The organism is Microcoleus sp. N9_B4, from assembly GCF_036701635.1.
Taxonomy (GTDB): domain Bacteria; phylum Cyanobacteriota; class Cyanobacteriia; order Cyanobacteriales; family Microcoleaceae; genus Microcoleus.
In genome coordinates this window covers 67,680-84,770 of the sequence record NZ_JAUBRC010000012.1, presented here as the reverse complement: position 1 = coordinate 84,770, position 17,091 = coordinate 67,680, and the positions used below count along the sequence as shown (strand labels likewise).

21 protein-coding genes and 2 CRISPR repeat arrays are annotated in these 17,091 nt (G+C 46.7%); of the genes, 16 read left to right on the top strand and 5 right to left on the bottom strand.

Translation table 11 applies throughout. The features are described from left to right. Window positions 1–12: 12 nt before the first annotated feature. The gene (locus QUA43_RS10685) at window positions 13–2,793 is read right to left on the bottom strand and encodes a phycobilisome rod-core linker polypeptide (RefSeq protein ID WP_333373684.1); all 2,781 of its coding nucleotides are present in this window, start codon (window positions 2,791–2,793) and stop codon (window positions 13–15) included. A gap of 467 nt (window positions 2,794–3,260) precedes the next feature. On the opposite strand from QUA43_RS10685, the gene QUA43_RS10680 reads away from it, so the two are divergent. After that, window positions 3,261–3,416, top strand: a complete 156-nt coding sequence (locus QUA43_RS10680) for a hypothetical protein (protein ID WP_333373682.1) — start codon at window positions 3,261–3,263, stop codon at window positions 3,414–3,416. 60 nt (window positions 3,417–3,476) lie between these two features. Beyond that, window positions 3,477–4,727: a class I SAM-dependent methyltransferase gene (locus QUA43_RS10675; protein WP_333373679.1), complete on the top strand. Its 1,251-nt coding sequence runs from the start codon at window positions 3,477–3,479 to the stop codon at window positions 4,725–4,727. A 113-nt stretch (window positions 4,728–4,840) separates the two neighbouring features. Here QUA43_RS10675 and QUA43_RS10670 read toward each other — a convergent pair whose 3' ends face one another. From QUA43_RS10670 to QUA43_RS10660, 3 genes are all read right to left on the bottom strand, one after another. Further along, the gene (locus QUA43_RS10670; protein ID WP_106147866.1) at window positions 4,841–5,284 is read right to left on the bottom strand and encodes a type II toxin-antitoxin system VapC family toxin; all 444 of its coding nucleotides are present in this window, start codon (window positions 5,282–5,284) and stop codon (window positions 4,841–4,843) included. Then, on the bottom strand, window positions 5,285–5,566 hold the full coding sequence (locus tag QUA43_RS10665; protein ID WP_333201940.1) for a hypothetical protein: 282 nt from the start codon (window positions 5,564–5,566) through the stop codon (window positions 5,285–5,287). A gap of 483 nt (window positions 5,567–6,049) precedes the next feature. Then, a complete protein-coding gene (locus QUA43_RS10660) occupies window positions 6,050–6,193 on the bottom strand; it encodes a hypothetical protein (protein WP_333373675.1) in 144 nt (47 codons plus the stop codon). An 89-nt stretch (window positions 6,194–6,282) separates the two neighbouring features. Here QUA43_RS10660 and QUA43_RS10655 point away from each other — a divergent pair, with 89 nt between their 5' ends. From QUA43_RS10655 to QUA43_RS10630, 6 genes are all read left to right on the top strand, one after another. Continuing rightward, window positions 6,283–6,528, top strand: a complete 246-nt coding sequence (locus tag QUA43_RS10655) for a hypothetical protein (RefSeq protein ID WP_333244187.1) — start codon at window positions 6,283–6,285, stop codon at window positions 6,526–6,528. A gap of 223 nt (window positions 6,529–6,751) precedes the next feature. Further along, window positions 6,752–7,383: a CRISPR direct-repeat array (repeat unit 34 nt; unit sequence TCCCCACTCGCTGGGGAAACTAATTGAATGGAAA). Between the two features lie 98 nt (window positions 7,384–7,481). Then, window positions 7,482–8,050: direct repeats of the CRISPR family, unit length 34 nt; unit sequence TCCCCACTCGCTGGGGAAACTAATTGAATGGAAA. Between the two features lie 133 nt (window positions 8,051–8,183). Further along, the gene (locus QUA43_RS10650; protein ID WP_333373673.1) at window positions 8,184–8,408 is read left to right on the top strand and encodes a DUF433 domain-containing protein; all 225 of its coding nucleotides are present in this window, start codon (window positions 8,184–8,186) and stop codon (window positions 8,406–8,408) included. Further along, complete coding sequence (locus QUA43_RS10645) at window positions 8,405–8,650, top strand: DUF5615 family PIN-like protein (protein WP_333373670.1); 246 nt, start codon at window positions 8,405–8,407, stop codon at window positions 8,648–8,650. Before QUA43_RS10650 ends, QUA43_RS10645 begins: the two co-directional genes overlap by 4 nt. Window positions 8,651–8,858: 208 nt before the next feature. Next, window positions 8,859–9,224, top strand: a complete 366-nt coding sequence (locus QUA43_RS10640; protein WP_333373667.1) for a DOPA 4,5-dioxygenase family protein — start codon at window positions 8,859–8,861, stop codon at window positions 9,222–9,224. 154 nt (window positions 9,225–9,378) lie between these two features. Next, the gene (locus QUA43_RS10635; RefSeq protein WP_193972043.1) at window positions 9,379–9,582 is read left to right on the top strand and encodes a type II toxin-antitoxin system HicB family antitoxin; all 204 of its coding nucleotides are present in this window, start codon (window positions 9,379–9,381) and stop codon (window positions 9,580–9,582) included. Next, complete coding sequence (locus QUA43_RS10630; protein ID WP_333373664.1) at window positions 9,579–9,797, top strand: type II toxin-antitoxin system HicA family toxin; 219 nt, start codon at window positions 9,579–9,581, stop codon at window positions 9,795–9,797. Before QUA43_RS10635 ends, QUA43_RS10630 begins: the two co-directional genes overlap by 4 nt. Window positions 9,798–9,911: 114 nt before the next feature. On the opposite strand, the gene moaA is transcribed toward QUA43_RS10630, so the two are convergent. Then, the gene (gene moaA / locus QUA43_RS10625; RefSeq protein WP_333373662.1) at window positions 9,912–10,901 is read right to left on the bottom strand and encodes a GTP 3',8-cyclase MoaA; all 990 of its coding nucleotides are present in this window, start codon (window positions 10,899–10,901) and stop codon (window positions 9,912–9,914) included. A 254-nt stretch (window positions 10,902–11,155) separates the two neighbouring features. Here moaA and QUA43_RS10620 point away from each other — a divergent pair, with 254 nt between their 5' ends. The 8 genes from QUA43_RS10620 to atpA all read left to right on the top strand — a co-directional run bounded on the left by QUA43_RS10620 (window position 11,156) and on the right by atpA (window position 16,971). Then, window positions 11,156–11,605 (top strand): nitrate reductase associated protein, encoded by a 450-nt coding sequence (locus QUA43_RS10620; protein ID WP_333373660.1) that lies wholly within the window; start codon window positions 11,156–11,158, stop codon window positions 11,603–11,605. A gap of 340 nt (window positions 11,606–11,945) precedes the next feature. After that, window positions 11,946–12,407, top strand: coding sequence for an ATP synthase subunit I (locus QUA43_RS10615; protein WP_333037348.1), 462 nt, complete (start codon window positions 11,946–11,948; stop codon window positions 12,405–12,407). Window positions 12,408–12,462: 55 nt separating this feature from the next. Next, window positions 12,463–13,221, top strand: coding sequence for a F0F1 ATP synthase subunit A (gene atpB, locus QUA43_RS10610; protein ID WP_242717111.1), 759 nt, complete (start codon window positions 12,463–12,465; stop codon window positions 13,219–13,221). A 128-nt stretch (window positions 13,222–13,349) separates the two neighbouring features. Beyond that, the gene (gene atpE, locus QUA43_RS10605; RefSeq protein WP_006631105.1) at window positions 13,350–13,595 is read left to right on the top strand and encodes an ATP synthase F0 subunit C; all 246 of its coding nucleotides are present in this window, start codon (window positions 13,350–13,352) and stop codon (window positions 13,593–13,595) included. 97 nt (window positions 13,596–13,692) lie between these two features. After that, entirely contained in the window at window positions 13,693–14,178 is a 486-nt protein-coding gene (locus QUA43_RS10600; protein ID WP_006631106.1) for a F0F1 ATP synthase subunit B', read from the top strand. Between the two features lie 87 nt (window positions 14,179–14,265). After that, complete coding sequence (locus QUA43_RS10595; protein ID WP_190740265.1) at window positions 14,266–14,793, top strand: F0F1 ATP synthase subunit B; 528 nt, start codon at window positions 14,266–14,268, stop codon at window positions 14,791–14,793. A gap of 3 nt (window positions 14,794–14,796) precedes the next feature. Continuing rightward, a complete protein-coding gene (atpH, locus tag QUA43_RS10590) occupies window positions 14,797–15,342 on the top strand; it encodes an ATP synthase F1 subunit delta (RefSeq protein ID WP_333373657.1) in 546 nt (181 codons plus the stop codon). A 111-nt stretch (window positions 15,343–15,453) separates the two neighbouring features. Further along, a complete protein-coding gene (gene atpA, locus QUA43_RS10585; protein WP_333102796.1) occupies window positions 15,454–16,971 on the top strand; it encodes a F0F1 ATP synthase subunit alpha in 1,518 nt (505 codons plus the stop codon). Window positions 16,972–17,091 lie beyond the last annotated feature (120 nt).

Below are 17,091 nucleotides of genomic sequence, written 5' to 3'. Positions count from 1 at the left end.
TGCAGTTTGTTCTTAGCTTCTGTCAGTAGCAGCCACAGGCTCAAAACTCGGAACCACAATCTCACCATTCTGCTTAGTCAACTGGTTGTACAGTCTTTCAGTATTCGGGAAATTAGCAGCCGGTAGAGTCGGAAAGCGGCGGTAAGGAACAGTATCCTCACCAAAAGCCTCGGCATATTCAACGCTGTTCAACATCGCGTTGATAAAGCCCTTAATCCCTTTACTTGCCAAGATTTGGTTATAAGTCCGAATCTCCGCTTGATTGCGGGGAGCACGGCCCAAGAAGTGCTTCGTACCCAACTCAATCACCTTAGTATTGGGATAAGGTGCGTAGAACTGTTTGATGTACAGCGACGAGCAGCCCAAAGCCTCAATGAACTCCTTGAGATTGATTTCATTGTTGCCCAGTTTGCTTTCCAGCGCCGTGAATTCATTCTTCACAACGTAGGGATTTAAATCGCGTTCAAAAATTTGACGGTAAGCAGCTTGAATTAAAGTTTTCAAAGCTACTTTGTCAGAAGTAGTCGTCAGCTTGAACATCTTAGTTTGTTCGCGCCGCTTGCTGACACCTTGAGCAATCCGACTTTGCAACTCGATATCGCCTCGATCGCCTGCTGCACCGAGTTCGATAAACCGAGGAGTTTCGGGCGTCTGAGCTTGGAGATTTTGCTCAGCGATGGAACCCGATCGCATCGTCCGCATCGACAAACCACCGGGAGTCACATAGCGCTCGTAGGGTACTGTATCTTCCCCGAAAGCTTCGTTGTACTCCATGCTGTCCATGATGCTATCAACCAGCGCGTAGAAACCCTTCTTAGCGCAAATGTCAAAGTAAGCATTCATTTCCTGACGGCCATAGGTAGGGCGTCCCAGGAGTCGGCGGTGAATGTACTCGATCGCCTTACAAACGTAAAGCTTGCTCCAGTACATATTGCGGAACACGTCAGACTTCGCCAACATCCGAATAAACTCGCGCATCGGAATGTCGCCGTTTTCCAGCTTAATTTCCGCCACCTTTTGGCGCTGGCCGTCGAACACGTCGCGACCAAACACTTGCAGGTAAGCAGCCCGAATCACCGCTTGGGTGGAGCTTTCGGTAAATTTGACACTGGAAGCACTGCTGTAGCCACCGCCTGCAACAGAGCGGCCCGTCAGTTTTTTCGGAGACACGTAGCCACCCGGCAACTGGTCTAGTTTAAAGACCTTGGGGCCCAGAGAACCGGGAGCCTTACCGCGGGCTTCCGGGTTGCTCAATTGGTTTTCAATACCTGCACCTTGACGGATCAGGATGCGGCGGGTGTCCTTGCCGAAGGGAGCCGGACGGCTCTTGGGGTTGCGAGTTTCTTTCGGGAAAATCGCGCCAAACTGAATTTCTAAGGGGTCATTGCCAACACCGTAAACGTGCTGGTCTGGCAGAGGCTGGTTGTAGCCGGCAAACAAGGTGATGAACTGAGGAACCTTGCGGAACGGAGCGCTGAAATTGAACAAATCAATTTGCGGGCCCCAGTTGCGACACTCCTGAGCTTCTTGGCCCAAACCGCGTAGGTAAGGCACTGTTTCTTCGCCGAAGTAGTCGGAATATTCTTGCGAATAAACCATCGCGTCTACAAGGGCTGGCAGGCCGCCTTTGCTGACGATCGCAAAATACTTGCTAAATTCCTCCCGCGAGCTCAAACCGCGGCCGAGGAAGTGGCGGGCGGCCAATTCTACAGCACGGCTGTTGACAAACGGCTCGTAGAATTGCTGACGGTACAGAGGAGATTTACCAAGGCGGCGAATAAACTCTTTCATCGAGATTTCGCCATTTTTGACCTTGGATTCCAAGTCAGAAATGCTTTGGCTGTATGCGCGGCTAATGTCGCGCTCGAATACTTGGCGGTAAGCTGCTTTGATTACTTCTAGCTTTTCTGCCGAAGACAAGCCGGTTTTCATGACGAATTTCGATCGTCGCTCGGCTGCGTTGAAGTAAATTTGAGGCAGTTGTAAGCCTTGCTGGTCGTTGCTTTCGCGCTGCCGCACCTTGTCTGAAGGTGTGGGAGCTTTGAATTCGGTAATTGCTACGTCGAAATACTGTCCGACGATCGCACTTGCCTCTGCATTGTTTCTGAAATATCCCAAAGATGCTGCCTTCATTTCCTGCATTGCCACAATTGTGGCCGCCGAAGAGCAAGCATTTTCGATGATTTCCCGCAATCCGCGCACGTTCACCGAAATAATGTTCGGGTCGCCAGCTACGATCGCGTAGGTGATGTAACGCAAAAACCAGCTCAAATCCCGCAGAGATTTGGTCATGTTGCCCGGGCCGTAGCGCGAGACATTGATCGGCTGAAATCCTGCTGGGATTGGGCCGCTGTAGCCGCCACCGTTGCCAGAAAATAGATTTCCCAGCCCCAAGAAACCACCGCCGCCGCCACCGCCGTTGCCGCCAGAGCGGCTTTCTACGTAGGTGACATTTCCCAGTTTCATGCCTTCAGAGACATTCGCCGAGCCGCCGCGAGCCGCACCTGCTACAGCCATCGCAGGTTCTTGTGGTCTTTCCAAAAATGCCAGCGGGGAACCGCCGGTAAAAATCCGGTTAGCTGCGCGGGATACTATCAGTTCCGAGTTTTGGGTCAGCGTCGCAGAGATATCGATCCGAAGAGCCCCGGAACTGAAATAACTTGCCAGTTCGCTGAGTTCGCCCCGCTGTAGAAAGCGGTCTTGCTGTTCTGCTTGCGAAATTGTTGCGACCGGTACAGTTTGATATAGTTGCGGACGCGCAACCGAGCTTCCACCACTTGCTTTTACAGTCATTAGACTCTTTCGCTCCCTATCCAAATAGTTGCAGCATTTAACCAGACTAACCTTGCCTTCTGATGCAGGTCAAAGTAGGTATTTTTGCTTTGTTTACTTTTTGCCTTTACCTGTCACGAGGTTCGGGCGCGCTTACTTTCTTAGATTAAAATGTTTTGGTTTCATCTTTCTGCCTGCGGGGAAATGTCCGATCCGAAGGCAGGCACGGGGTACTCCCTCCGCTGCGCTCCGCCCGTACACCCGTGGAAAAAAAGACTCGGCAGGAGAGTTGCCTTTGGGCGATTGCAGCCAGTGCCTTGAATTAAAGGAAAAGAAAATCAAAAATTTTCTTCTGCCTGTTTCGGGGCTTTTGACTTTCTGCGGAAAGACGCCTCCGCTTTACCCGACAGTTCAGCGGTGGGTTATTGACAGTCCTTATTTGTTAAAAAGCCTGTCGAGATTTATTGTATAGATTTAAGAGAGCTTATATGAGAAAAAATGATAAGTTTTATTACGCAGAAGCTGTCAGGGCTTGGCTACCAGGGGTTAGTCGATCGCCCGATCCCTCTGTTTCAGGCTTGCCCAACTATCGCGAAGCGACTCTTTTGTTGCCAGTAACGCAGCAACAGAAGTGCATGGCCTAGCGCTGTTACCCCGTAGCTACTGACAACCAATCTCAAAACCCACGCACTATTACCTCACCTATGGATACTACGCCTGATATCAGTGCTGCCGTGCGGCGGCTTTACGATACTTTCCCTTTCCCGCCCGATCCTTTGTCAGATGAACCGCCCCCTGGGTACAACTGGCGTTGGAGTTGGCCTGATGCTTACAATTTTTGCACTGGCCAAAAGCCGCCAAAACTAGATGTTCGGATTTTAGATGCTGGCTGCGGCACTGGTTCGAGTACCGATTATCTGATTCACCTCAATCCTGAAGCTTCGGTAACGGCGATCGACCTGAGCGAGGGTGCTTTGAAGGTAGCACAAGAACGCTGTCGGCGATCCGGGGCGCGCGAAGCTGATTTTCGCCACCTCAGCCTGTACGATGCCGCCGAGTTAGAGGGCGAGTTTGATTTGATCAACTGCGTCGGCGTGCTGCACCACTTACCCGATCCGATCCGGGGCATTCAAGCGCTGGCGGCGAAGTTGGCGGAGGGCGGTTTGATGCACATTTTTGTGTATGCTGAGCTCGGACGCTGGGAAATTCAACTCATGCAAAAGGCGATCGCGCTTCTTCAAGGCCCGCAAAAAGGTGACTATCCCGATGGTGTGAAAGTCGGCCGTCAAATCTTTGCTTCTTTACCAGAAAACAACCGTCTTGTCAAGTACGAAAAACAGCGTTGGGCAGGAGAAAATCAGCGAGACGAATGTTTTGCTGATATGTACGTTCACCCGCAGGAAATTGACTACAATATCGAGACTTTGTTCGAGTTAATTGATGCTTCGGGATTGGAATTTATCGGTTTTTCAAATCCGGGATATTGGCAGTTAGAAAGACTTTTGGGGAAAGCGCCGGAATTGATAGAAAGAGCTCAGGGTTTGACGGAACGGGAGCTTTATCGATTAATTGAATTGTTGGATACGGAAATCACTCATTACGAGTTTTTCTTGGGCAAAAAGCCTGTTAATAAAATTGATTGGTCGGACGATAAGGCACTTTTGGCTGCAATTCCAGAGTTGAGTGGTTGTATGCACGGTTGGCCGAGTCAACAAGTGTTTGATTGCAATTACCAATTGGTCAATTTGTCAAGTGCGGAATTTGAGTTTTTGCAAGGTTGTTTACCCCCCCCAGCCCCCCCTTATCAAGGGGGGGAGAAAGAGGGAAGCCCGTCTGGGCAAGGTAAAGGAGAGAAGACTGTGGGAGAGATTTTGGCGGATGTGGAGATGGGATTGGATGAAGTGCGATCGATCTTATCAAAACAGCTAATTTTGCTAACACCCGGTAAAATCTAAGGGCGGGATCTTCGGCCCAACCCCTACTCCCCACAATCAAATTAGCTTTTTGTGGAACAGGCATCTTGCCTGTTCTTTGCTCGGAGTATAATTTATGTTAAATTCCCAATTAATCAAGGCTTTACAGTTGGAGGATTAACAGCCGTAATTTGTGAATAACGAGCGAAATCAGCAATGTTAAAAGTTAGGATATGGGTTAAACCATGAACTAGCATAGCAGCAACTAGCCGCGCATCATGAACATTGACACCTATAACCTTATACGTTATCACCAGTCGCTCCCATTCTTGATAAATTGCTTCGGTATCCAACAACAGAGGAAAAAGCTGTTTTAAGCGATTAATTTCTGCCTCTGCTTCTGTTGCAGTACGCCCTAATCCATTTCTCTGGATCGGGCGCGTGCAAACGTTCCAAAACTCGATCAAATTTTGGGGTACGATATAAAGTTGTTCCCCGCGATCGCGCAGAGTAATCACGGCATTGACAGCATCAGGATTCATTGGGTGTGCTGTATCGATGCTACGCAGCAGTATGTTTGTATCTACGAGAAACGGCATTTAACCTCTGTCTCCATAAATGCTCTCTCTGCTAATAGCTTCATCTGAAAGAGTGGGGAGATTTAGGGTACGATGACTGTCAACCCATTCTTGAAATGCTATTGACCATTCTGTTGGGGTAGCTGTTTCATAAAATGGACGTTGTTGAGGTTCAATTAGCTGTTTGAGCATCGCATCTAGTAATGGTTTAATCTGATCCGCCGTGCGGTTGGTGATTTTTCCCAAAACTTGAGTAATCGTCTGTATCTCTTGTTCGTGAGATTGCTGAAGATTGTGCAGCATAATTATCCTTGAGTGCAAGTTTTTGGGCTGATGATAGCGGGGTCGATCGCACTTTTTAAATTGATTTTAATATTATAACTGTAGCGCAAAGCCTAGGAAGTAGGCGATTGCTCGTTCCCAGGCTCTAGCTCATTGGTGACAACTTAAGACTGAAACCATTGATAAATCTCGCATTTAGCTAAGTCTAGATCCCCCTAAATCCCCCTTAAGAAGGGGGACTTTGAGCGGAATCTTGTCCCCCCCTTCTTAAGGGGGGCTAGGGGGGATCTGAGCTTAATACTCAAACAGCAGTCTGTGATTGGGTTTGACGTTAAGTTGTCACGAATGGGCTCTAGCCTGGGAACCAGTTAATCCTGGATGCACGTACTAGGATTTTCTGTTATTGCGAAGGTAGTGAAGCAATCTCAAAGCTGACGCACCTTTCCCAAATCCCAAATCCCAAATGGATTGACACAGGCCCCCCTCTGCGGCTACGCTTTGAAATTAGAGGTTGCTTTGCTTGTAGAGGAAGTAGCCCGCGTCGCCCAAAAATCTAGTTGCACTGCCCAAAGCTGCTGGTAACAGCAATGGACAGCTAACCGCCAAACTGATATCAGCAGTCTGGAGGCTAACGGAGTATGATAACACTCTCTGTAGCCGCCCTGCTATGTTTTGAAAAGCGGGGCGGCTGGGTTTTTGGGTTTTTCTAGAAAACCCAAAACCAGGAGAACATAATTATGTCACAGGAATTCTTGCCTGACGACAACAAATTCGATCGGCCAAATGACGACTCAGCAGCAGAATCGGAACAGGATGTGGTTTGTGTAACGGTGACAGGTTCGCCCAAGGGTGTCAGGGAAACCATACTCACTTTGTACCGCCTGGGATTTGCCGAAGTCGGCGATTGGAGTCCCGTACAGCGTGCAGCTAATCCGAAGCAAGTGATGAGTGTGCTGATTCGCCGTCGGAAGCGCAAAGCGTAGGTGTGACAAAAGCACCTGAGCCAGCGATTATTTAGCTGGTATTGCGAGGCTCGCGGTAAAATAGCTCAAAGGCAATTTTTGCGTCGCGAGCCTTGCAGCATTACTGGGAAAGGGTTTCAGCTATTTTTCTGGACGAGTAGTGGTGCGATTTCTCAAAAAAATCCCTGATCCTCACAAATCGCCTCTGGACACTTTGCGCTGTATGGGATGTACAATGCAGGAGTCCTCACTCGCTGGGGAAACTAATTGAATGGAAACTCTTTCTGCTCAGTCTTATCTACTAAGAAATTAGTATTATATGTCCCCACTCGCTGGGGAAACTAATTGAATGGAAACTGGATTCCCAGACTTAGATCTTCGGCCACATCGATTGTGTCCCCACTCGCTGGGGAAACTAATTGAATGGAAACGCGGCTATCCCTTGCGGGTATTCCTGGGCAACGTAGCACTGAGAGTCCCCACTCGCTGGGGAAACTAATTGAATGGAAACGTAATCCTCCCAGCATTTCCGCCATCACTTACCATATTGTCCCCACTCGCTGGGGAAGCTAATTGAATGGAAACGAATGTATCCACATTCATCGCCAAAATCCTCCGAAAGTCCCCACTCGTTGGGGAAACTAATTGAATGGAAACTTAGCCGTACTTTCTGCTGTGTAACCAAAAATTAAGTCCCCACTCGCTGGGGAAACTAATTGAATGGAAACCATTCTAAACAGATTTTACGGATTGACAAGTCGGGAAAAATCTCCCCACTCGCTGGGGAAACTAATTGAATGGAAATGACCGAGCCGCAAACGAACCGCGCCCAGAGCCAAACGTCCCCACTCGCTGGGGAAACTAATTGAATGGAAACACTAAAGATCCCGGTGCTGACTTGCTATCATCTAGCGTCCCCACTCGCTTTTAATGGAAACACAAATGATACTTTACCGAATTTTTGGGTTAGGTTTGTCCCCACTCGCTGGGGAAAGTAATTGAATCGAAACCTAAGTGGGTATCTTTATCTGCTTCATAAGTTTGAAGCCCCCACTCGCTGGGGAAACTAATTGAATGGAAACTCAACACCCAGTTTATTGTCAATTTGACCAGTAAATTGTCCCCACTCGCTGGGGAAACTAATTGAATGGAAACTTAACCCACGGGAGCGGATCAGAAAATGGAGGGTTGATGAATACTGTTTTATTCCAACTCCCCACTCGCTGGGGAAACTAATTGAATGGAAACGAAATCAGTTCAATCTTTGTCAGCGCTCCGATGTTTGGTGGCAAGGCCCCACTCGCTGGGGAAACTAATTGAATGGAAACATTTGTAGGCTGACGGGTGTATTACCGTCATTGAGAGTCCCCACTCGCTGGGGAAACTAATTTAATGGAAACATAATCAGTGGCAAAAAACGGTGTTTATCAAGTCCCCACTCGCTGGGGAAACTAATTTAATGGAAACGCAACACGCCACGCTGCATGAGCGCCTATCTTTCCGCTGCGCTCCCCACTCGCTGGGGAAACTAATTGAAGGGAAAATCATCTGCCCTGGCTACTTTCAACGTCAGGGTTCTTTTTTTATCCCTACTTGCTCAAACCTGAAATCCTGACCTAAACAAACCAGGATTATTTGCAGTTATAATTACGCTTATTAGTACCAAATATTGCTTTATGGACTACCACGACATCATCACAATTGAACCTGGAAAACGCAGTGGCAAACCATGTATTCGGGGAATGCGAATCACCGTCTACGACATCTTGGAGTATCTCGCAGGTGGCATGACGGAAGCAGAAATTCTGGAAGATTTTTCAGAACTAACTTCGGCAGACATCAAAGCCTGCCTTGCTTTTGCCGTAGATTGTGAGAAAAAGTTATTTGTGGTATCCCTGTGAAACTGCTATTCGACGAAAACCTCTCCGACCGAATTCTCCCGAAAATTATCGGTTTCTATCCCGATTCTGTTCATGTCAAAACATTTGGACTGACAAATACTGATGATGCAGAAATTTGGGAATATGCAAAGACAAATATTTTTGTGATTGTTTCCAAAAAATCTGATTTATTAACAAAATTTACTTTACGGTTATCCTCCCCAATTTATTTATCTCCGTCTTGGCAATTGCTCAACATCTAAAATTGTTCAAATTCTGCGAGATGAAATCGACATCATTAGTCAGTTTGGAGATAGAGAAGCAGAGAGTATACTGGTATTGTCCTAGCATGAAACAAAAAAAGAAAAGACTGAGGATATATCAACTTAAGGAGTTTACAGGAGTGAAGAAAATATCCCGCAAGTTAAGCTAATATAAAGTTGTTGATCTCAGCTCAATAATCCACTGAAAATGATGAAAGAAGACACCATTAACATCGTTGGTTTTCATGGACATATTTACTTCGACGCTGATAATCGCGATGCCGCAGCGCGTGTACGAGAAGGATTGACTCAGTTTGAGGTGCAGCTTGGGCGTTGGCATGACAAACCCATTGGCCCCCACCCCCAAGCAATGTATCAAGTTGCATTTTTACCAGACCAGTTTGGCAAAGTGGTTCCCTGGTTAATGCTGAATCGTGAGGAGCTCAATATTCTCATTCACCCTGAAACAGGCGACGATGTGGCAGACCACACGAAACATTCTTTGTGGCTAGGAGAGAAGCTAGAGTTGAATATCGAATTCCTGCGACCTAGGACAAGCAACGCCAGCTTATGATCTATCCGCGCGCAAGGCGAGGGCGTTACTTCAGGCTGACTTATCGCTGATAATAGATAATTAGCCGCCGATTTGAGACATTGTACGGCGACTATAATTTCCTGTATTTATTAATAATCGTTATAATATCCTTAACAAATGACTGAATAAATGTATGAAAATTAGAGCAATCATCCATCCCGCAGAAGAAGGTGGCTATTGGGCTGAAGTTCCCGCACTTCCAGGGTGCATTACCGAAGGAGATACTATGGAAGAAGTGATGGCTAATTTAAAAGATGCGATTGAAGGTTGGCTCGATGTTGCTAATAGTCGTGAAGCAATTGCCTCCACAGATAAAATTGTTGAAATTGCTGTATGAAATCTATTTCAGGGAAACGACTGTGCAAAATAGTAGAGCATAAAGGTTGGGTTTTGAGAAGAATTACTGGCAGTCATCATATCTATGAAAACCCCGAAATAGAACAAATTTTGTCAATTCCCGTTCACCGGAATCAAGATTTGAAAGTTGGAACCTTAAGAGCCTTGATGAAAATAGCCCAGCTATCTGAGGAAGATTTACAAAGTTTGTCTTAAGTATAATGTATTTTGAGAGCGATCGCCCATTTCCTAGTACGTGAAGCAAAGCTATCCGGTAAAGAATCGCCCCTCTCGTGCAAAGAACAAAAAGAGCGATCGATTTCGGGCAGTTCACCCGCCGATTTGAGACATTGTGCGGCTGTAATTTCCTTGAGTAGTTCCCGAATCCCGCTGTTTGAAATTAATCTCCGGTTTAATCTCTAATATTTGCCGCACTCGATCGCGCAATTCGCCTGTAGACACCCCATTCCGTAAAGCAGTTTTTAAGTCAATTTGACCCGTTTCGTTCAGCAGACAAGGCCGCAGCCACCCGTCAGCCGACAAACGCATTCGGTTGCAGCGATCGCAAAAACACTCGGACATCTGACTAATAAAGCCTAAAGTGCCCTTGGCCCCCGGAATTTGAAACACATCCGCCGGCCCATTTCCGCGAATTCCCGACTCGGCTAACCCGTATTTCTCGTTAATTTGTTGCCGCAATTCGGCCGAAGCTACCCAACCTTTATCACCAAATAAATCCCCATTGCCGATCGGCATAAACTCAATAAATCGAACGTGCCAATTCCGGTTAATTGTTAACGCCGCTAAATCCAATATTTCGCCGTCATTCACACCGGGAATTACCACAACATTCAGTTTCAGCGGGTCGAATCCTGCTTGATAAGCCGCTTGAATTCCCTCCCAAACCTGCATCCATCGCGATCGTCCCCGACTGCCAATTATCTTATCGAAAGTCTCCGGTTCCAGCGAATCCAAACTAATATTAATCCGGCGCAAACCAGCATTGTAGAGATTTTCCGCCATTCCCGCCAGCAAAAAGCCATTAGTTGTGATTGACAAATCTCGCGTTTCCGGCAAAGATGCGATCGACCTTACCAATTCCACCACCCCAGGCCGCAGCAGCGGTTCCCCTCCAGTCAAGCGAAACTTAGTAAATCCCACGGGTATAAAAACTTCCCGCAGCAGAGTTAGCAATTCCGAGTGAGTTAACAACTGCTGCTGCAATACATAGTCCAACTCGCTACCTTCCGGCATACAGTAGAGACAGCGGAAGTTGCAGCGGTCTATCAAGCTAATCCGAAGGTAGTCTACGGTATCCATGTCAATAGTTTGTAATATTATTTAATTATAAATGCTGATGCGAGATTCTGCAATTAATATGAACGGGCTCTTCGGCCCGTTCCACAGTGGATAAATTTTCTGTTCGTGGAACAGGCATCTTACCTGTTGCAAATTTCCAAAATTAGATAAATTGTCTGTTGGTGGAACAGGCCGGAAAGCCTGTTGCAAAAAAAATCAATATAATATGATATTATTCATAATAAGTATCAATTTAATATTTAAGCTTTTTACCTATGTTCTTTGAATTTGAAGCTGATTTTGTCGAAGCTTTGCGCTGCATTCCGATGCAAGTACGTCTCAAGTTAGATACTTGCGGCATTAAACTTAAGTTACAAGATTGGAATCATTTCAACCAAGCAGAACGGCAAAGTCTTGTAGAGTTACCTTGCTTGACAGAAGCAGAAATTATTGATTACCGAGAAAAGCTAAACCAAGTATTAATTCAACAGACAGGCAAACCGGGAACTGATTTGGCGGTTGATGAAAATCCGCCGTGGATGGATGCTGCAACTATACCGGAGTCGGTTTCGGCAAAAGCGCAAGAGCTCAACGTGACAATTTCTTTGGCCCAGTGGGCGAGTTTGCAGCCTCTACAGCGATTTGCTTTGATTAAGCTTAGTCGATCGAGCCACGAGAATAAAAATTTCATCCCGGCGCTTCAAGAGTTTAAGGTTATTCAATGAGATCAAGTTTTAATTGACTCTTCTAGGGCGCACAGAGCACAGAGTCTCCAGAATAGAGAGTTACCTCATCGATTCGCCCGATCGACCTCTGTCATACCTCACTTAGTAAGCCTCACTAAGTGAGAATCAAGAGAACAATGTGTAACCAAGTGCAGTGTGGCGGTGGGAGATGTAGGGTGAGGTCGATCGGACATTTAACGGGTTGAGGTTTCCGAAGCGCCCGACACCAAATTCCGACAAGTATGATTAATTTTATTTTAAGTATTGTTACCGCAGCGTGGTATTATTTTTCTGAGTTTGCAAAGCACTCGCCTGCTACCTGCATTAGTTTCTGAGCTTCGTGAACACGCAAAACACACCCACCGAACCCACACCAGCAACCGAGGATATTCCTCAAGCTGGCACAGTCTCAACAGTCTCGACAGTCTCGTCCGAGACAACCAATCCCATGCAAGACTTTTATCGCCTCCAACAAGAGTTGTTGGCGTACACCCTTGCTTTTACGGCGATTATTTTTATCTCCGTTTGGATTTTTTACTCCCTCAACATTGCCCTGAATTATTTGCTTGGGGCGGTCACAGGTGTGGTTTACTTAAAGATGTTGGCTAGAGACGTGGAACGAATCGGTAGCCAAAATCAACGCATCAGCAAGACAAGGCTCGGTCTGTTTTTCGCGGTGATGATAGTAGGAACACAGTGGAATCAGCTACAGATTTTACCGATATTTTTGGGATTTCTGACTTACAAAGCTGCGCTGATGGTTTACGTGATCCGAAGTGCATTAGCACTAGACTACAGGTAAGTCAGGCAATTCGAGCAAAACTCAACTCATCGATTTGTATGGGGAAGCCCGTTGAATGGCAATGCTTGACGTTCTAAACACCTTTAATCGTTTCCCCCTCGCCAAATTGGAAGTTGGCCAGCAGTTGTACTGGCAACTCGGCAATCTGAAAGTTCATGGACAGGTTTTTCTAACCTCGTGGTTTGTAATTGCTGTTTTAGTCGTAGTTTCGATTTTAGGAACCAGCAAAATCCAGCGAATTCCCAGCGGAATGCAAAATTTTATGGAGTATGCGCTGGAATTTATTCGGGACTTGGCTAAAAACCAAATTGGGGAAAAAGAATATCGCCCTTGGGTACCGTTTATTGGTACATTATTTCTGTTCATCTTTGTGTCAAACTGGTCTGGCGCTCTAATTCCTTGGAAGCTGATTAAGCTGCCATCAGGCGAATTGGGAGCTCCTACCGCTGACATCAACACGACGGTAGCATTTGCACTGCTGACTTCTCTAGCATATTTTTATGCAGGTCTCAGCAAAAGCGGCTTGGGGTATTTCGCCCACTATGTTGAACCGGTGCCTTTCATGTTGCCGTTCAAAATCATAGAAGATTTCACTAAGCCTCTGTCCCTAAGTTTCCGTTTGTTTGGTAACATTCTTGCGGACGAATTGGTGGTCGGAGTGCTAGTGTTGCTAGTGCCTTTATTTGTTCCTCTGCCAGTGATGGTTCTGGGACTATTTACCAGTGCAATTCAAGCTTTGATTTTTGCAACCTTAGCCGCAGCCTACATAGGTGAAGCTCTAGAAGGCGGTCACGGCGAAGAACACCACGATTAACTAACGATAAACGGCGAAGAATGAAGGAGGAAAAAGAAAAATTCTGAACTCAAACTTCCTCCCGTCACATCGGACAATTCTGTAGACTTTCTGTTCTCAATTTTGTACTTTAGATAAGGAAAATCATCATGAACCCAACAGTTGCTGCCGCTTCCGTAATTGCCGCCGCTTTGGCAGTAGGTTTAGCTGCAATCGGCCCTGGCATCGGTCAAGGTAATGCAGCAGGTCAGGCTGTAGAAGGTATTGCCCGTCAGCCGGAAGCAGAAGGTAAAATTCGCGGCACTTTGCTGTTGAGTTTGGCGTTCATGGAAGCGCTCACAATTTACGGTTTGGTCGTAGCCCTAGTGCTGCTGTTTGCCAACCCCTTCGCATAATAATTGGAAATTTTAGATTTGAGGTTTTGGCGATTCTAATCCAAAATCTCAAATCTAAAATCGATTAAGCGAATTAGATGGAAGCCGTCAAAAAATCATGATGCACTGGACAGTATTACTAGCAGTTGAAGAAGCGGCTAAGGAAGGGGGACTGTTTGATATAGATGCTACGCTGCCTCTGATGGCGGTGCAGTTTTTAATTCTAGTCGCAGTCTTGAATGTAATTTTTTACAAGCCGCTCAGCAAGTCAATTGACGATCGCGCCGATTACATTCGCAACACTCAAGTCTCCGCCCAAGAACGCTTGGCAAAAGCTCAGCAACTAGCGCAGCAGTACGAGCAAAAACTGGGAGAAACTCGCAAACAGTCTCAATCAGTAATTGCTGCTGCTCAAGCTGATGCCCAAAAAATTGGGGCAGCAAAAGTAGCTGAGGCTCAACAAGAAGCTCAAGTCGCGCGAGAAAAGGCTGGGCAAGAAATAGAGCAGCAAAAGCAAGAAGCAATGCGCTCACTAGAACAACAAGTAGACGCGCTCAGCGGCCAAATTCTTGAAAAGCTATTAGGGCAGTCGCTGGCCAAATAGCGAGACAGAAGAGTTTTAGATTTTTGATGGAATCTCAAATCTAAAATCGCTTCACCCAATCTGCACGCGCAATTATGGAAGAGTATCATGGGGACTGTTTTATTGCTAGCCACAGAAGCTAGCGGCGAAGGTGGTTTCGGTTTAAATTTCGATATTTTAGAAACCAACCTGATTAACCTGGTCATTATTATTGCAGTGCTGTTTTATTTCGGGCGCGGATTTGTAGGTAAAATCCTGACAGAGAGGCGTTCGGCGATCCAAGAGGCGATTCAAGAAGCAGAAAAACGCCAAAAAGATGCAGCAGCAGCTCTAGCAGAGCAACAGCAAAAATTGACTCAAGCGCAAGCAGAAGCCGAACGAATTCGTGCCGCTGCTGAAGAAACTGCCAAGAAAGCAAAAGAAGCAATTCTAGCTCAGGCAGCGCAAGACGTTGAACGCATGAGAGCAACAGCAGGTCAAGAGTTGGAAGCGGAGCGGGAAAGAGCGATCGCCCAACTGCGATCGGCGGTTGTATCTCTGGCATTAGCAAAGGTGGAAAGCCAGCTAAAAACTAGCTTGGACGACAGCGCTCAACACCAATTAATCGATCGCAGCATTGCGTTACTGGGAGGCTAAAACGTGAGTACAGTCAGCACAGAAGTCTTACAGCCTTACGCATCTGCCTTGATGTCACTGGCTCAGTCCAACAATCTCTCAGAGAAGTTCGGCGAAGATATTCGTTCCTTGCTGAGCCTGCTAGAAGGTTCAGAAGACTTGCGTCAATTTTTAGCCAATCCGCTGATAAAACCGGATGCTAAAAAAGCCGTGATTCAGCAAATAGCGGGTGAAGAAATGAGCCCCTTGATGCACAGCTTTCTGAAGCTATTAGTAGACAAAGGAAGAATTCTTTTTTTAGAAGGAATTGGCAAACAATACTTGGCAAGGCTCCGAGAACTCAACCAAACAGTATTGGCTGAAGTTACATCGGCTGTCCCGCTTTCAGACGCTCAACAGCAGACTGTTCGCGAGAAAGTGCAGGCGATGACCAGCGCTAGTCAAGTAGAAATTGAAACCAAAATAGACGCAGATTTAATCGGCGGTGTGGTAATCAAAGTAGGCTCTCAAGTAATTGATGCCAGCCTGCGGGGACAATTGCGCCGTCTGGGAATTCGCTTGAATTCCTGAGAGTTAATAGCTGATGACTATTAGCTAATTTAATTAGCAGTTAACAGTTGGTAGTTTTGAACAACTGATAACTGACAACTGACAACAAACAACTGACAACAAACAACTGACATGGCAGCAATCAGACCTGACGAAATTAGCAGCATTATTCGCCAGCAAATTGAGCAGTACGACCAAGACGTAAAAGTCTCTAACGTCGGTACTGTTCTGCAAGTAGGCGACGGCATTGCTCGGATTTATGGCTTGGATAAAGCTATGTCTGGGGAATTGCTAGAATTTGCCGACGGCACCGTGGGCATTGCACTGAACCTCGAACAAGATAACGTCGGTGCAGTGTTGATGGGCCAAGGCCTCGGCATTCAAGAAGGTTCGGCAGTTACTGCTACTGGCAGAATTGCTGAAGTCCCCGTGGGTGAAGCAATGTTGGGACGGGTAGTTGATGCTTTGGCCCGTCCGATTGACGGCAAAGGAGAAATTAAAACTACTGAATCTCGCTTGATTGAATCTCCGGCACCGGGGATTGTTTCTCGCCGTTCTGTTTACGAACCGATGCAAACAGGAATTACCGCGATTGATGCGATGATTCCGGTGGGAAGAGGACAGCGGGAACTGATTATCGGTGACAGACAAACCGGTAAAACTGCGATCGCGATCGACACGATTATTAACCAAAAATCGGAAAACGTGATCTGCGTTTACGTAGCGATCGGTCAAAAAGCTTCTACAGTAGCTAACATCGTCAACGTCCTGCAAGAAAAGGGCGCGATGGACTACACGATCGTAGTAGCAGCCAACGCTAGCGACCCCGCCACACTGCAATATTTGGCTCCCTACACAGGTGCTAGCTTAGCCGAGTATTTCATGTACAAAGGCAAGCACACTTTGGTCATTTACGATGACCTTTCCAAACAAGCACAAGCTTACCGCCAAATGTCCTTGTTGCTGCGCCGTCCTCCCGGTCGCGAAGCTTATCCCGGAGACGTGTTTTACCTGCACTCTCGCTTGCTAGAACGCGCTGCTAAATTGAGCGACGATTTGGGCGAAGGCAGCATGACTGCTTTGCCAATTATCGAAACCCAAGCTGGTGACGTTTCTGCTTACATTCCGACGAACGTAATTTCGATTACCGACGGTCAAATCTTCCTTTCTTCTGACTTGTTTAACTCTGGTTTGCGTCCGGCTGTAAACCCCGGTATTTCGGTATCGCGGGTAGGTTCAGCGGCTCAAACTAAAGCAATGAAAAAAGTAGCCGGTAAGGTGAAATTGGAATTGGCGCAGTTTGAAGAACTGGCAGCATTTTCTCAGTTTGCTTCTGACTTGGATAAAGCTACTCAGAATCAATTGTCGCGGGGTCAACGCTTGCGGGAACTGTTGAAACAGGACCAAAGTTCGCCTCTGCCGATGAACGAACAAGTGGCTATAATCTATGCCGGTATTAACGGCTATATGGATGACATTCCTGTGGAAAAAGTCAGCAAGTTTACTGTTGGTTTGCGCGACTATTTGCGGACTAGCAAGCCGAAGTACGGCGAAATTGTTCAAGGCGGAAAGGCCTTGACTGATGAAGCTGAGAAGCTGCTGAAAGAAGGCATCACTGAATACAAGCAAAGTTTCTTGGTTTCTGCGTAATTAGTCATTAGTCATCAGTCATTAGTCATTAGTTAAGTCACAGATCCCCCCTAGCCCCCCTTAAGAAGGGGGGGACAAGAGCGTTCAAAATTCCCCTTTGTAAGGGGGGAGACTAGAAGC

What these genes read in the sequence shown, in the direction of transcription:
- QUA43_RS10640 (WP_333373667.1), top strand. Translation starts at nt 8,859, where the DNA reads ATGATGAAAGAAGACACCATTAACATCGTTGGTTTTCATGGACATATT.
- moaA (WP_333373662.1), bottom strand. Translation starts at nt 10,901, where the DNA reads ATGGATACCGTAGACTACCTTCGGATTAGCTTGATAGACCGCTGCAAC.
- QUA43_RS10665 (WP_333201940.1), bottom strand. Translation starts at nt 5,566, where the DNA reads ATGCTGCACAATCTTCAGCAATCTCACGAACAAGAGATACAGACGATT.
- QUA43_RS10650 (WP_333373673.1), top strand. Translation starts at nt 8,184, where the DNA reads ATGGACTACCACGACATCATCACAATTGAACCTGGAAAACGCAGTGGC.
- QUA43_RS10595 (WP_190740265.1), top strand. Translation starts at nt 14,266, where the DNA reads ATGGGGACTGTTTTATTGCTAGCCACAGAAGCTAGCGGCGAAGGTGGT.
- QUA43_RS10620 (WP_333373660.1), top strand. Translation starts at nt 11,156, where the DNA reads ATGTTCTTTGAATTTGAAGCTGATTTTGTCGAAGCTTTGCGCTGCATT.
- atpE (WP_006631105.1), top strand. Translation starts at nt 13,350, where the DNA reads ATGAACCCAACAGTTGCTGCCGCTTCCGTAATTGCCGCCGCTTTGGCA.
- atpB (WP_242717111.1), top strand. Translation starts at nt 12,463, where the DNA reads ATGGCAATGCTTGACGTTCTAAACACCTTTAATCGTTTCCCCCTCGCC.
- QUA43_RS10635 (WP_193972043.1), top strand. Translation starts at nt 9,379, where the DNA reads ATGAAAATTAGAGCAATCATCCATCCCGCAGAAGAAGGTGGCTATTGG.
- QUA43_RS10680 (WP_333373682.1), top strand. Translation starts at nt 3,261, where the DNA reads ATGAGAAAAAATGATAAGTTTTATTACGCAGAAGCTGTCAGGGCTTGG.
- QUA43_RS10630 (WP_333373664.1), top strand. Translation starts at nt 9,579, where the DNA reads ATGAAATCTATTTCAGGGAAACGACTGTGCAAAATAGTAGAGCATAAA.
- QUA43_RS10600 (WP_006631106.1), top strand. Translation starts at nt 13,693, where the DNA reads ATGATGCACTGGACAGTATTACTAGCAGTTGAAGAAGCGGCTAAGGAA.
- atpA (WP_333102796.1), top strand. Translation starts at nt 15,454, where the DNA reads ATGGCAGCAATCAGACCTGACGAAATTAGCAGCATTATTCGCCAGCAA.
- QUA43_RS10685 (WP_333373684.1), bottom strand. Translation starts at nt 2,793, where the DNA reads ATGACTGTAAAAGCAAGTGGTGGAAGCTCGGTTGCGCGTCCGCAACTA.
- QUA43_RS10675 (WP_333373679.1), top strand. Translation starts at nt 3,477, where the DNA reads ATGGATACTACGCCTGATATCAGTGCTGCCGTGCGGCGGCTTTACGAT.
- QUA43_RS10670 (WP_106147866.1), bottom strand. Translation starts at nt 5,284, where the DNA reads ATGCCGTTTCTCGTAGATACAAACATACTGCTGCGTAGCATCGATACA.
- QUA43_RS10655 (WP_333244187.1), top strand. Translation starts at nt 6,283, where the DNA reads ATGTCACAGGAATTCTTGCCTGACGACAACAAATTCGATCGGCCAAAT.